Source organism: Autumnicola musiva (genome assembly GCF_031846585.1).
GTDB classification, from domain to species: Bacteria; Bacteroidota; Bacteroidia; order Flavobacteriales; family Flavobacteriaceae; genus Autumnicola; species Autumnicola musiva.
In genome coordinates this window covers 102,827-116,925 of sequence record NZ_JAVRHK010000007.1, presented here as the reverse complement: position 1 = coordinate 116,925, position 14,099 = coordinate 102,827, and the positions used below count along the sequence as shown (strand labels likewise).

Here is a 14,099-nt window from a genome sequence, read left to right as displayed (position 1 = left end):
CAAGGTCTTTTCTAACATATAAAGGTTTACATGTCTAATTTTCCTTTTTCACCAACGTCTTTCTGATCACCGGTTAAGGCAGCAAGCCCCATTTTAAATAGTGTGATATACTTGTTTTGCTTAGAATCCCAGTAATAAGCTTCCTGTGGTCGTATCTTTATCGCTGAAAGATTGGGATCATCTGATCCTGAAAACCATGCATCATCTACATTAGAATAGAAATCTTCAAGAGTTTCTTTATCTGTCACAATTGTAGCTTTCGCAAAAATGCTGATAAATTCCATATCTGAAGTGTTGCTGTAAAGTAGTTGCACTTCATCATCTTTGGCAATATCTGCATTATGGTCACTGGCCATGCTGCTTAAAAACCAAATATTACCCTCATCATCAACCTTTTTTGTAGACATAGGTATTGCACTTACGGGTTTGTTACCCAGGCCGGTCATTAAAAAGCCGGTTTTAATGTCTTTTACAAGTGAGGTTAATTTTTCTTTAGCTTCTTTATTATTAAGATTTTTGGTACTCATATGCAGTTTTTTTTATGAAAAAGGAAGGTAAGAAGCAAGAACAATGTTTTGAGCTAATAAACTCCTAAAAGTTAAAATGTCTCTGTTAACAATTGTGAAATTAACTAAAGCAGCGGATTATCTTTTCTACGGAAGCCTTATAACCGGTTCCGAAGATATTTAAATGAACCAGCAAATAATATAATTGCCAAATTGGGACCCGTTCTTCAAATCCGTCCTGAAGCGGGTAATGTGCTTCATAAGATTTAAATAATTCGGCATTAAACCCTCCAAAAAGCTTCATCATTCCCAGGTCCATTTCTCTTGGAGCGTAGGCCACGGCAGGATCAATAAGAGCCGGCATTCCGGAAGCATTCGTGATGTAATTGCCATTCCACAGGTCACCGTGAATTAGAGCGGGAGCTTCATCAGGAATAATTTCGGCACAATTTTTTAAAAATCCGTCAGTGTTGCCCAGGTTGTATGACTTTTCTGCGGCCATTTTTAATTGAGGTTCCAGTCGTTGATTAATATAAAATTCGGCTGCAGATTTTTCTTTTGAATTATATTGCGGAAGGCTGCCAATGTAATTGTCGGTTTCAAATCCGAATGTTTCAGCAGAAATTCTATGCAGTTGGGCCATTTGCTTTCCGAAGATTTCCCAAAAATCTGAAGTTTTCGTGCCTGTTTCCAAAAATTTCAGCATGAGATAAGATTGCTGATGCGCTTCTCCGGTAAATAAAGTCTCCGGCACATCAATAATTTTTGGTTTCCTTAGCGCATCCAGTCCTGCTTTTTCAGCTTCAAACATTCCCGGATAGCGGGAGGCATCGTTAATTTTGATTACCAGCTTTCCCGTACCGGTTTCAATCAAGAATACATCATTAATGTCCCCTCCGGAGAGCGGACTGGTACTTTTTATGAAAAAACCATGTTCTTCTGCTGCGGTATTTATAATTTCTGAAAATTTATTTCCGTTCATAAGTGAGATAGGTGAAAGAATATTCGTGATTTTCGTCCTTTTCGTGAAATTCTTCGGCAGAAATCTTCCATTTCTCCTTATCGATTTTCGGGAAAAAAGTATCAGCATCAAAACTGCCATGAACACGGGTTAGTTCTATTTTATCAGCTTTCTCCATAGCCAGTTTATAAATTTCCCCGCCTCCAATTATAAATGGCTGATCGTCATTTTTAACTGCATCTATAGCTTTTTCCAGAGAATTAATTACAATAGCACCTTCCGGTTGATAATCTTCATTCCGGGTAATCACTATATGTGTGCGCTTTGGCAGCAGATTTGGAAAAGATTCAAAAGTTTTGCGTCCCATAATTATATGATGCCCGGAGGTAAGCTTCTTAAAACGCTTAAAATCATGTGGGAGGTGCCATACAAGGTCATTATTTTTACCCAGGGCATTATTTTCCGCGGCTGCGGCAATTATTGTAATCATAAATCAGGTGTTGTAAGGTTTACGCGGAGTTTCGGGATCTGTTTTTTTTGGCTGTGAATTTTCAGCTTCTGGTATGGGATGCTCAGTATTTACCTTATCCTTCATTTTGGCAATTTTCTCCTTCTGTTTTTTGACCAAAAGTTCCATTTGCCTGTCCTGCCATTCTTTGCCCATAAAAGTATTTATTACGAAAACATTAAAAAAATGAATTAGGAATATTAGCGCCCAAAGCAATACTGCCCATACAAACCAGTTATAACCCAGGGGTTGAAAATCTTCCTTAAACTTGATTACAACATTTAAAACAATAAGAAAGACTGAACCTATAAGGAAAACTACAAAGTGCTGGAAAAGTCTTTTTTTCTGAAGTGTTCGCTTGCGGGCATACTCATAGAGTTCCCTGTTTTCGGCATCTAGTTTGGACTGGTTTTTCTTTTTGGAAAACATAATAAGGAGTACTTTAGTGTAAATCAAATTTACAGTTTTAAAAAGAATTCCCCGAGCACCTATGGATAATTTAAGAAAAGGCTTTCCTGTTTTAAAAAGATATACTTACCTGAACACGGCTGCCTCAGGGCTTTTACCTGAAAAAGTGTTTGAATACCGGCAGGATCATGACCTGGATTTCCTTATTTCAGCCAGTATTTTAAAAGAAAAGCAGGGAGAGATTTTAACTGATGTCAGGGAAACGGTTGGGCGGTTTTTTGGTTGTGAAGCTTCTCGAGTGGCATTGGTGCCAAACTTCTCCTACGGGTTTAATACACTTCTGGAAGGTTTGGAAAAGCCAAAAAAAGCATTATTGCTAAAGGGGGATTACCCATCTATTAATTGGCCTGTTAAATCGAGAAATTTTGAAATTTTTTATGCTGAAATAAACGCACAGCTGGAAGAAAATATACGTAAGGCATTAAAGCAAGATAAGCCGGATTTCTTTGCATTTAGTATCGTGCAGTACATAAATGGGATCAAGCTTAACATTGATTTTCTGAAGGAGTTGAAAAAGGAATTTCCCGAAACTCTTTTTATTGCAGACGGGACACAATACCTGGGAACAGAGCCATTTAATTTTGAGGCAACAGGAATAGATGTGGTAATTAGCAGCACTTATAAATGGCTTAATGCCGGCTATGGTAATGGGTTTATCTTATTTAATGAAAATGTAGAAGGGAAAATTGAGCCAAAACATCTTGGTTTTGGTTCACTTCAGGGAAAATACAAAGCACACGAAGGAAATTTTCTGGGAAAATTTGAACCAGGCCACCAGGATACACTTAATTACGGAAGCCTGGGGGTGGCCCTTAAGCTTCTGGAAAAAACAGGAATGGAAAATATTGCAACCCAGATTATAAAACTGAAAAACTTTGCAAGGGAGAAATTTGCCGAAATGGATCTTCTTGAGCAATATGTGCTGGATAGAAAAGAGCATTCTTCACTTTTTAATATAAAAGGAGATGATGCTTTGTTTCATCACCTTCGGAAAAAAGATATCATTGCGTCTCAGCGGGGGGAGGGAATAAGAGTTAGTTTCCATTACTTCAATACCCTGGAAGAAATCGAAGAATTGGTAAAGGCAATAAAGGAGAAAGTTTAATCTTAATTTAATAAATCTTAGAACGAGGCAGGCGGTAATTGTCGTTCTGTCAAATTTCCTTTATGTTATTAAAAATTTCATAAAAGTGCTTTACCCTGTTGATTTGTGGTGTTTTAAATCGGCTCAATTCTTATTTTTACATCATTCATAATATGATAAATAAAACACCTATGTCAATTACTAAACAATACCTGAAGTCTAAACCGGAATGTAAGGTAACTTTTAATATTCCCGCAAAAGAAGCCTCTTCTGTTGCAGTGGCCGGAGATTTCAACAACTGGGAAAAGGTTGAGTTGAAGAAACTTAAAAACGGAAACTTTAAGTGTCAGATAAATATGCCGGCAGACAGGTCTTACGAATTTAAGTACTGCATAGACGGCGAATGGAAAAACGAGGAGCAAGCAGACCGCTATAACTGGAATGATTATGCGGCTGCAGAAAACTCTGTTCTGGAGCTGTAATTCTGTTCTTTCCGAATATTACTTGAAGAAGCAGGTTACAGAGGTGATAATTTTTTATCGCTATTCGCTAATTTCTACTTCCTTCCAGAAAGCCACATAATTTTCTATTGGTTTTGCTGCAAAGCTGGCCTTTGGATAATACCAGGCAGCATCTTTATTGATATTTCCGTTTATTTTTATATGGAAGTATGATGCTTTTCCTTTCCAGGGGCAACGGGTATGTTTATTACTTTTCTCTAAATATTCCTGTTTAACCGAAGACATTGGAAAGTAATGATTGTCTTCTACAATTTTAATTTCGTTGCTTTCTGCTATAACAGTGTTATTCCAGATGGCTTTCATCAATTTTTTTAGGTTTACTGAATTTACATGATCTTTGAATTAAATGCCTCAATTCTTGCAAATTTTAATACCTGTGAGGAAGACTTCAAGATTGGTGAGAGACAGAAAAAGTCACGTAAGATAGATTAAGCTTTCGGATTTCCCTGATTACTCTTTCTAAAAACGTAGTTCTTATAGTAATTTTCCCCATCGCTAAAAGAATTTTCTATAGCCAGACCTGCCTCACTTGCCAACCAATCCACCACAGCATCATCGTACTTTTGGGAAATTTCGGTATGTATGGTTTCCCAGGCTTCAAAGCTTACCTTAAGGTCTAATTTTTTAATATTTACTTTCTGCGCAATTTTACTTACCAGAAAACTTTTTGCCGTTCCGGTTTCAGGATTATAACTCTCCCAGTGTAGAAAATTTTTGGTATCAAAATCAGCCTCAAGTTCAATATTGATCCTCTCCAAATGGTTTTTGTTGAAAGCTTCGGTAATTCCCGCAGGATCATTATAAGCATTCAAAATTTTCTGCGGATGCTTTTTCTGGTCAAAGCCCATAAAGAGCATATCATCAGCACTCATGGAATTCTGGATATTCTTTAGAAAATTAATAGCATCTTTATGCAATAAATTGCCAATATTGGAACCCAATACCATGATGATTTTTTTTCTGGTATTATAATCTGCGAGTCTTTCCAAAGTTTTAAAATAAGTGCCTTGTTGGGTTTTTACCTCCACCTGGGGCATTTCCTTCGCCAGAGTTTCTTCTAGTTCATCCAGCACATGCTGACTTATATCCACCGGCTGGTAAGTGAAATTGTACTTTTTTTCAGCTAAATGTCGTAAGAGAATTTTAGTCTTTTTTCCGTCACCGGCACCAAGTTCAATAATATCAAAACCCTGAGGGCCATTAAAAGAATCGGCTATAGCTGCGGTATGCTCCTCCAGAATTTCCTTTTCGCAGTTGGTAAGGTAGTATTCCGGCATTTCCATAATCTTCTGGAATAGCTTATCACCTTTTTCGTTATAAATATATTTGGAGAGCAGGTACTTTGGGAAATTTATTAACCCTTTAAAGGTGTCTTCTGCAAAGGCAGTATCAAATTCGGTCATTGGTGTGGACTTCATAAATTGTGATTATCTGGCAAGGCGCAGCCCGGTAAACTGCCATCTTAGCTGGGGGTGAAAGAAATTCCTGTAGGTTGGGCGGGTATGCTTTTTTGAAGTGGCAACAGAACCTCCACGGAGCACTTTCTGGCTAACCATAAATTTTCCATTGTATTCTCCCAGTGCCCCTTCAGCAGTTTTAAAACCAGGGTAGGGGGTATAAGCACTTTCCGTCCATTCCCAACGGCTTCCCCAGTTAAAATTATTTTGGGCAATTTCCCATTCAGCTTCTGTAGGTAATCGCATACCTTTCCATTGTGCATAAGCAAAAGCTTCATAAAAGGAGATGTGGCTAAGAGGCGCATCTGGTATAAGCGGAGTCATTCCTCCAAGGGTATATTGATGCCATTCCCCGTTGATCTTATGCCAGTAGCAGGGAGAAGAAATCCTATTGGTGTTTTTCCAGTCCCAGCCTTCAGCATGCCATAGCAGTACATCTTCATATCCACCGGCTTCTATAAATTCAATATATTCTTTGTTGGTTACCAGTTTGTTGGAAATCTCAAAATTGTTGATATAGACTTTATGTACACCCAGTTCATTATCATAACAAAAATCATCAGATTTATGTCCTATTTCATATACGCCTTCTTCAATTTTAACCCAATCCCTTTCAATATCCTGAATAGGGTTTTCTTTAAATTGCTTATTATAAACCGGGAAAAGTGGATTGTGACCAAGTATATATTTAATATCGGTAAGCAGTAATTCCTGATGTTGCTTTTCGTGATGGCACCCAATCTCAATAATTCCACATAATTTTTCTGAAACTTTTTCCTTTTCAAGAAACCGGGCCATGGCTTTTGTAACAAAATTGCGATACTCATATACCCAGGCTACGGTAGGGCGGGAAAGATTTCCGCGATCTGTCCGGATTACTTTTTCACCAACACTTTCATAGTAACTGTTAAATACATATGCCGAATGCCTGTCGAAAAGCTGATAATCTTTTGCATATTCCTTTAGTACAAATTCTTCAAAAAACCATGTGGTATGTCCCAGGTGCCATTTAGGGGGAGAGACATCCACCACGGGTTGTACCACGTAATCTTCAGTTTCAAGAAAAGAACATATAAGCTCAGATTGAGCTCTTGTTTCTTTAAATAAGGTAATTAGTTCCTGTTGTGAAAGCATAAAAAAGAGTGACACTTTTAAGTGTGCCACTCAAATTTACACATTTTTAGCAATGGCAGAAATTAACGCTCGTTAAGGCGAAGTTAAAGTCCGCAGCAGCTCTTAAAGGGTTAATGGGATAGTATAATTAGCCGTAGTGGGTTTGCCTCCCTTTCTTCCCGGTTTTAACTTGGGGATTTTTTTAATCATAGTTTCCGCTGCAAGATTAACCTCCGGTTTTTCACCTTCAACAGATCGTACAACAACTTCTCCTGCTTTATTAATTTCCAGTTTTATAACCGCTTTTCCCCTTATAAGATCTCCATTGTTATTTCTGGGATATTTATAATTTTCCTTTATGTGTTGCATTAGTTCGGCGTTGAAACATGCTTTTTGATCTTTGCTGTTTTCACAGCCGGGCCACACAGGAGCCGATTCTTTTATGGTGACTTTATTGCCAGTAACATCAACATCCTGTTGGGCAAAACTGATACATGAGGTAAAAAACAGGAAAATTGTAAATATATTTTTCATAACTGATTGTAGGTTTAGGGGGTGTGGGGCAGTTGGTAAATTAGAATTTAAATGTATTAGTGAAATTCCTGTCATCTACCTCTCCTCCAAGAGTACCTGGTTCCATTTTGGGCATTTTTTCAAGCATTTCTCTTGCTGCCTGATTGACTTCAGCCTCCGGGCCTTCCACAGAATTTATAACAACTTCTCCTTCTTTATTTACAGTGAATGAAACTTTTACATTTCCACGAACATATTCTCCAGCATCGTTTTTTGGATATTCATAATTCTCCCGTACGTGCTGGGAAAATTTCTGATTGAAACATTTTTTTACATCGTCACTGTCTTCACATCCGGGCCATACCGGGGAGGTTTGATCCTGGGCCATACACAATCCTCCAATAAACATAAACGCGATCACCAATAAATTTTTCATAATAATTAAGATTTTAGATTAAAATAGATTTATACCGCAACTTTGCCTTTTATCGGCGGGTGCGGGTTATAATCCTCTAATATAAAATCTTCAAAGTTAAATTCAAAAATATCTTTAATTTCAGGATTGAGTTTCATCGTTGGCAAATTTCGTGGTTCTCTTGAAAGTTGCAGTTTTACCTGCTCCATATGGTTGCTGTAAATATGGGCGTCTCCAAAGGTGTGGATAAAGTCGCCGGGCTGCAAATCGCAAACCTGGGCCATCATCATGGTAAGAAGGGCATAGGAGGCAATATTAAAAGGTACTCCCAGAAAAATATCTGCACTACGCTGGTAAAGCTGGCAGGATAATTTCCCCTGTGCTACATAAAATTGAAAGAAGGCATGGCATGGCGGCAAAGCAGCTTTGCTATTTTTCACATTTTCAGCAAAAGACTTTGAAGTATCGGGTAACACTGAAGGATTCCAAGCAGACACAAGCATTCTCCTGCTGTTAGGATTGTTTTTCAGCGTTTCAATAATTTCGCTAATCTGGTCAATTTCCTCGCTGTTCCAGTTGCGCCACTGGTGGCCGTAGACAGGGCCTAGGTTCCCCTTATCGTCAGCCCATTCATTCCAGATTCTTACCCCGTTTTCCTGCAGGTATTTTACATTGGTATCTCCCTTTAAAAACCAAAGCAGTTCATAAATAATAGATTTTAAATGAAGTTTTTTTGTAGTAACCATAGGGAAACCTTCATTCAGGTTAAACCGCATCTGGTATCCAAATACGCTTTTTGTACCTGTACCTGTACGATCTCCTTTTTCTATTCCGTTTTCCAGTACGTGCCTGAGTAAATCCTGATATTGTTTCATTACTAAAGGTTATAATTGAAGCTAAAAATAGGAAACTGAGTTAAGCGGAAAGGCTAAAGTTCAGGAATTTTATACATAAATTTTCAACTATGGTTTAAAGCCATGTACTAGCCTAAAAGCATTCCTGCAATAGTCGCTGAAAGTAATGAAGCCAAAGTACCGCCAATAAGCGCTTTCATTCCAAATTCTGAAAGAGTTTTTCTTTGTCCCGGAGCCAGGGAGCCAATCCCGCCAATTTGGATACCTATGGAAGCAAAATTCGCAAATCCGCAGAGCATATAGGTGGCCATAATTACCGATTTTTCGTAAGAGAGGCTTAACGCGTTTGCAGGATTTTTTAAATCGGCCAGTTGCACGTAACCTACAAATTCACTGGCGGCTAATTTTATTCCGAGAAGTTGTCCCATTAACATCATATCTTCCCTTGCTACTCCAATTATCCACATTAGCGGGGCGAAAATTAGCCCAAGAACAGATTCTATTGAAAAACTGGAGTAAGGTGTATATTCTGCCATTAAAATATTAAGATGAGTCCAGCCGCCAATACTGCCAAGGACATAATTAATCATGGCGATAAAGGCAATAAATACCAGCAGCATGGCAGCAACATTGGCCGCAAGCTTTAAACCTTCAGTGGTACCGTTAGCTATGGCATCAAGAATATTGGAACCAATTTTTTCAGAAGAGACACCTACGCTGGAATCTATAGGTTCCTGTTGCGGGTATAAAATTTTGGAAACCACAATTGCCCCCGGGGCAGCCATTACCGATGCTGCAAGCAAATGTTTGGCAAATTGCAGTCTTAATGCGGGATCATCACCTCCAAGAAAGCCAATGTATGCAGCAAGGACACCGCCGGCCACAGTGGCCATTCCTCCAATCATTACCAGCAGTATTTCAGACCTGGTCATTCTTTCCAGGTAAGCTTTTATCATAAGTGGGGCTTCCGTTTGGCCCAGGAAAATATTTCCGGCCACGTTTAGGCTTTCTGCTCCTGAGATTCCCATGAGTTTGGTGAGGACCCAGGCCATTCCGCGTACAACAATCTGGATTATGCCCAGGTAGAAAAGTACCGAAGTAAGAGCCGAAAAGAAGATAATGGTTGGAAGTACCTGGAACAGGAAAATAAAGCCGAAACTTTCCACATCCATCATCCCGCCAAGCAGGAATTCACTACCCGCGGCAGTAAAGTCCAGGATAAGGACAAAAATACTACCCACAAATTCAAAAATCTTCTGAATGAAGCTGATTTTTAAAACACCTATTGCTAGTAAAAGCTGAGCACCAAGGCCAATCAATATAGTTCTCCAGTTAATAGCTTTTCGGTTGCTGCTAAATAGAAAAGCAATAACAAGAAGAACCAGCATTCCCAGTGCTCCACGGGCAATTCCGCTGAAGGTAATCCCCTGGCTGGGGATCATTTCCTTGGCGATTTTTGCCGGGACCGCTTCTTTTATTGTTTCTGAATTTTCCTGAAATAAATAATCATTTTTTCCTTCCGAGAGTCCCATCTCCGATTCGGTAAGGCCAGAAACCCTGAAGTTCCGAATGGTATCTTCAGGTTTACTGTAAAAGAATATCAAATTATTATTTTGATAAATATAATCTCCTGCGGCGAGAGTGTCCCTTGAATTTAGCCTGGTTATAGTAAAACGTCCCTCAGAAAGATTCAGGATATTTTCAGAAGAAAAGGCAGTTTTTACAGGTTGAAGAGAGTCGGCATCATTGGGCTGAAATTGCCAGCTTTTGGAAATATTTTGTGAGAAAGCAGCGCTTATCCCGAAAATAGTAAAAAACAGACAGTAACAGATTTTATTCATCTAAAATGGGAATTTACCGGCCGAGTAATGGTTTATTGCCGGCCTTTTAATAAATAAGCACCTGAAATGCATCCTGCATTATTTCCTTTTGGAAATCTCATCCCTAATACGGGCCGCCTTTTCATAATCTTCATTGTGAACGGCCTGAGATAATAAATCCTGAAGTTCTTTTAAGGATAATTTTTTATAGTTTGTATTATCCGGTTTTATTTCAATATCGTCAGAGAGCAACTCTTCAGAAATTATTTCTTCCTCTTCCCTGCCTGAAGGTTCTTTTCGCTGCGGTTCTTCTCCCTTCAGGAAAATTCCTGCTTTATCCAGGATATTCTTGTAAGTAAAAATAGGGGCTTCAAATCTAAGTGCCAGGGCAATTGCATCACTGGTTCTGGCATCTACAATTTCTTCAATTTTATCACGTTCACAAATAAGGCTGGAGTAGAAAACCCCGTCCACCAGTTTGTGAATAATTACCTGCTTCACAACAATGTTAAACCTGTCGGCAAAATTCCTGAATAGATCGTGGGTGAGCGGTCTGGGAGGTTTTATTTCTTTTTCAAGGGCTATGGCAATAGACTGTGCCTCAAAAGCCCCAATAACAATAGGAAGTTTTCTTTCACCATCTACCTCATTAAGTATCAGGGCGTAGGCTCCGTTTTGTGTTTGACTGTAAGAAATTCCTTTAATGTTAAGGCGCACTAAACTCATATTCCAAAAAATTGAAAAAGGGCTGTCTAAATAAGGACATTTAGACAGCCCTTTAATGGGGCGCAAGTTATAAAAATTATGCGTTCTTAGCTTTAAATTCCTTCAATTTTTCGTTCAGCTTTGGAACTATCTCGAAAGCGTCGCCTACTATGCCATAATCTGCAGCTTTATAAAACGGAGCTTCAGGATCATTATTAATTACTACTTTGGTTTTAGCAGCATTAATTCCTGCAAGGTGCTGTATTGCACCGGAAATTCCCACGGCGATATAAAGGTTAGATGCTACAGGCTTTCCTGTCTGCCCCACATGTTCACTGTGAGGCCGCCATCCCATATCGCTTACGGGCTTGGAGCATGCTGTGGCTGCACCAAGAATTTCAGCCATTTCTTCAATCATTTCCCAGTTTTCAGGACCTTTTAGCCCACGGCCACCGGAAACCACAATTTCGGCATCGGCAATGGTTACTTTATTGGTTGCTTTATCTACAGATTCCACATTTACAGAAAAATCTTCATCAGAAAGAACGGGGCTGAATTCTTCAGCAGTTGCTTCAGCTTGATGTTCTTTAACTCCAAAAGCATTTTTTGCCAATCCTATTATTTTAACATCTGTGGTGATCTTTGTGATGTTAAATGCTTTCATGGTAAAGGCATTCCTTTTAACTGTAAAAGGCTCGGTACTCTCAGGTAAGGCTACTACATTGGAAGCATATCCTGCTTCTAACTGTACGGCTAAAGCAGGAGCCAGGTAGCGGCTGTTTGCGCTTTGGGAAAGCACAATGACTTTACTGCTTTCTTTTTCGGCGGCCTGTTTTAAAGCATCCGCATAAGCTTCAGCATTGAATTTATTTAATTTTTCATTTTTAATATTCAAAACTTTTTCAATCCCGTAAGTGCCTAATTCTGCAGTATCGGGGGCATTAAATGTTACCCCGGTTACTGAAGTGTCCATCATACCGGCAACTTCTTTGGCGTAGGAAGCAACTTCAAAGGATGCTTTCTTAAATTTTCCTTCTTCTGATTCTATATATACTAAAACTGACATGCTTTTGTATTTTGGTGTGTCCGCGAAAGCGGAAGTCAATTACTACTTAGTTTTTTTCTTTCAGCTTCTTAGATAGCCTTGGCTTCATTATGAAGAAGGTCTATAAGTTCGTCCAGATTATCGGGGTCAATCATTTTCACTTCTCCTTTTGGAGCAGGTTTTTCAAACTTGACAGCTTCGGTTCTGGTTTCAGATTGTGAAGGTTCCACAACTTTCAGCGGCTTCTTACGTGCCTGCATAATTCCTCTCATATTTGGAATTTTAAGGTCACTCTCTTCCACCAGTCCTTTTTGGCCTGCTATTACAAGTGGTAAAGCGGCGGTTAAAGTTTCTTTTCCGCCATCTATTTCGCGAATAGCAGTAGCCTTATCTCCCTCTATTTCAAGGCCTATACAATTGGTAACAAAATTTGCGCCTAAAATAGTGGCAAGCATTCCCGGTACCATTCCACCGTTATAGTCTATAGATTCACGGCCGGCAATAACAAGATCGTAGTCTCCATCTTTAACAGCACCGGAAAGTTCTTTAGCTACCTGAAAACTATCTGTTGGTGTCATGTTTATACGTATGGCACTATCGGCACCAATGGCCAACGCTTTTCTAAGCGTAGGTTCGGTTTCCGGGCCTCCAACATTTATAATATCCACAGTAGCTCCCTGCTTCTCCTTAAACCACATTGCCCGGGTAAGTCCAAACTCATCATTAGGATTAATAACAAACTGTACACCATTAATATCAAATTTGACATCCCCTTCGGTAAAATTAATTTTAGAGGTAGTATCAGGTACGTGACTAATACATACTAAGATTTTCATATATAAGGTCGTTTTTTAATAAATCGTTTGATCACGAAGGTACATAATTTAAATAGTAAATACTATGCATGCATAGTAAAATTTGTTAAATTTCTACCGAATTTTAACGCTAATGTGAAGAAAAATCCGGGTGGATAGGGAATTAAAACGTGCGGGATTAGTGGTTTTATAGGTAAAATAACTAAATATTCCCTTCAGCGTTAAATATGCTAAATTTTTGTCATGCTATTGTGCTGAAAACTTTATTGAATTACTATTTTTGTTCTCGCAAGTTTTACAATAATTATAATACATTATAATGAAGACAATTCAATTTAGGGAAGCCATTCAGCAGGCAATGAGCGAAGAAATGCGCAAAGACGACACCATTTATCTTATGGGTGAGGAAGTAGCCGAATATAATGGCGCCTATAAAGCGTCTAAGGGGATGTTGGATGAGTTTGGTCCCGATCGTATAATCGATACCCCTATTTCTGAGCTTGGTTTCTCCGGAATTGGAGTGGGAAGTGCAATGAACGGTAACCGCCCGATTATTGAATTTATGACCTTTAATTTCTCTCTGGTTGGAATTGACCAAATAATAAACAACGCGGCTAAAATGCGCCAGATGAGTGGTGGACAGTTTAATATTCCAATTGTTTTCAGGGGCCCAACAGGTTCTGCCGGACAATTAGGGGCCACACACTCCCAGGCTTTTGAGAGCTGGTATGCCAACTGTCCCGGTTTAAAAGTAATTGTACCTTCAAATCCTTATGATGCAAAAGGATTGCTGAAATCTGCAATTCGTGATGATGATCCTGTTATTTTCATGGAAAGTGAGCAGATGTACGGGGATAAAGGTGAAGTTCCTGAAGAAGAATATACTATTGAAATAGGGAAAGCTGATATAAAGCGTGAAGGTACAGATGTCACTATTGTTTCCTTTGGAAAAATAATCAAGGAAGCCTACAAAGCAGCTGAAGAATTGGAAAAAGAAGATATTTCCTGTGAGATTATTGATCTTAGAACAATTCGCCCAATGGATCATGATGCCATTATCAAATCTGTTAAGAAAACAAACCGATTGGTAATTCTTGAAGAATCCTGGCCATTTGGAAATATTTCTACTGAAATCACCTATCAGGTTCAGGAAAAAGCTTTTGATTATCTGGATGCTCCAATTATTAAAATAAACACTGCCGATACTCCTGCACCTTATTCCCCGGTGCTATTGAAGGAATGGTTGCCAGAGAGCAAAGACGTAATAAAAGCCGTAAAAAAGGTACTTTACAAATAGTGATATAAACTTATCTT

Annotated in this window: 17 protein-coding genes; 3 read left to right on the top strand and 14 right to left on the bottom strand. The window is 38.9% G+C overall.

Features of this window, described 5'->3' with window-relative positions; all coding sequences use genetic code 11:
* Positions 1–26: 26 nt before the first annotated feature.
* The 4 genes from RM539_RS11105 to RM539_RS11090 form a co-directional block, all read right to left on the bottom strand.
* Positions 27–527, bottom strand: coding sequence for a pyridoxamine 5'-phosphate oxidase family protein (locus RM539_RS11105; protein ID WP_311503468.1), 501 nt, complete (start codon positions 525–527; stop codon positions 27–29).
* A 100-nt stretch (positions 528–627) separates the two neighbouring features.
* Positions 628–1,488: a fructosamine kinase family protein gene (locus RM539_RS11100; protein WP_311503467.1), complete on the bottom strand. Its 861-nt coding sequence runs from the start codon at positions 1,486–1,488 to the stop codon at positions 628–630.
* A complete protein-coding gene (locus tag RM539_RS11095; RefSeq protein WP_311503466.1) occupies positions 1,475–1,957 on the bottom strand; it encodes a dihydrofolate reductase in 483 nt (160 codons plus the stop codon). The genes RM539_RS11100 and RM539_RS11095 overlap by 14 nt, the downstream gene beginning before the upstream one ends.
* Positions 1,958–1,960: 3 nt before the next feature.
* Complete coding sequence (locus RM539_RS11090) at positions 1,961–2,431, bottom strand: 2TM domain-containing protein (protein ID WP_311503465.1); 471 nt, start codon at positions 2,429–2,431, stop codon at positions 1,961–1,963.
* A gap of 34 nt (positions 2,432–2,465) precedes the next feature.
* Here RM539_RS11090 and RM539_RS11085 point away from each other — a divergent pair, with 34 nt between their 5' ends.
* Together RM539_RS11085 and RM539_RS11080 are read left to right on the top strand one after the other, a co-directional pair.
* Entirely contained in the window at positions 2,466–3,548 is a 1,083-nt protein-coding gene (locus RM539_RS11085; protein ID WP_311503464.1) for an aminotransferase class V-fold PLP-dependent enzyme, read from the top strand.
* 170 nt (positions 3,549–3,718) lie between these two features.
* Positions 3,719–4,009 (top strand): isoamylase early set domain-containing protein, encoded by a 291-nt coding sequence (locus RM539_RS11080; protein WP_311503463.1) that lies wholly within the window; start codon positions 3,719–3,721, stop codon positions 4,007–4,009.
* Between the two features lie 60 nt (positions 4,010–4,069).
* On the opposite strand, the gene RM539_RS11075 is transcribed toward RM539_RS11080, so the two are convergent.
* From RM539_RS11075 to RM539_RS11030, 10 genes are all read right to left on the bottom strand, one after another.
* Complete coding sequence (locus tag RM539_RS11075) at positions 4,070–4,351, bottom strand: DUF427 domain-containing protein (protein ID WP_311503462.1); 282 nt, start codon at positions 4,349–4,351, stop codon at positions 4,070–4,072.
* Positions 4,352–4,476: 125 nt separating this feature from the next.
* Complete coding sequence (locus RM539_RS11070; RefSeq protein WP_311503461.1) at positions 4,477–5,466, bottom strand: L-histidine N(alpha)-methyltransferase; 990 nt, start codon at positions 5,464–5,466, stop codon at positions 4,477–4,479.
* 9 nt (positions 5,467–5,475) lie between these two features.
* Positions 5,476–6,639, bottom strand: coding sequence for an ergothioneine biosynthesis protein EgtB (egtB, locus tag RM539_RS11065; RefSeq protein WP_311503555.1), 1,164 nt, complete (start codon positions 6,637–6,639; stop codon positions 5,476–5,478).
* Between the two features lie 102 nt (positions 6,640–6,741).
* Positions 6,742–7,152, bottom strand: coding sequence for an energy transducer TonB (locus RM539_RS11060; protein ID WP_311503460.1), 411 nt, complete (start codon positions 7,150–7,152; stop codon positions 6,742–6,744).
* A 40-nt stretch (positions 7,153–7,192) separates the two neighbouring features.
* Complete coding sequence (locus tag RM539_RS11055; protein ID WP_311503459.1) at positions 7,193–7,567, bottom strand: energy transducer TonB; 375 nt, start codon at positions 7,565–7,567, stop codon at positions 7,193–7,195.
* A 29-nt stretch (positions 7,568–7,596) separates the two neighbouring features.
* On the bottom strand, positions 7,597–8,421 hold the full coding sequence (locus RM539_RS11050; protein ID WP_311503458.1) for a thymidylate synthase: 825 nt from the start codon (positions 8,419–8,421) through the stop codon (positions 7,597–7,599).
* A gap of 107 nt (positions 8,422–8,528) precedes the next feature.
* A complete protein-coding gene (locus RM539_RS11045; RefSeq protein ID WP_311503457.1) occupies positions 8,529–10,241 on the bottom strand; it encodes a NupC/NupG family nucleoside CNT transporter in 1,713 nt (570 codons plus the stop codon).
* 78 nt (positions 10,242–10,319) lie between these two features.
* A complete protein-coding gene (locus RM539_RS11040; RefSeq protein ID WP_311503456.1) occupies positions 10,320–10,946 on the bottom strand; it encodes a bifunctional nuclease family protein in 627 nt (208 codons plus the stop codon).
* Between the two features lie 76 nt (positions 10,947–11,022).
* The gene (locus RM539_RS11035) at positions 11,023–11,991 is read right to left on the bottom strand and encodes an electron transfer flavoprotein subunit alpha/FixB family protein (protein ID WP_311503455.1); all 969 of its coding nucleotides are present in this window, start codon (positions 11,989–11,991) and stop codon (positions 11,023–11,025) included.
* 68 nt (positions 11,992–12,059) lie between these two features.
* The gene (locus RM539_RS11030) at positions 12,060–12,806 is read right to left on the bottom strand and encodes an electron transfer flavoprotein subunit beta/FixA family protein (RefSeq protein WP_311503454.1); all 747 of its coding nucleotides are present in this window, start codon (positions 12,804–12,806) and stop codon (positions 12,060–12,062) included.
* A gap of 298 nt (positions 12,807–13,104) precedes the next feature.
* Between RM539_RS11030 and RM539_RS11025 the strand changes: the two genes are divergently transcribed.
* On the top strand, positions 13,105–14,082 hold the full coding sequence (locus RM539_RS11025; RefSeq protein ID WP_311503453.1) for a pyruvate dehydrogenase complex E1 component subunit beta: 978 nt from the start codon (positions 13,105–13,107) through the stop codon (positions 14,080–14,082).
* Positions 14,083–14,099: the final 17 nt, after the last annotated feature.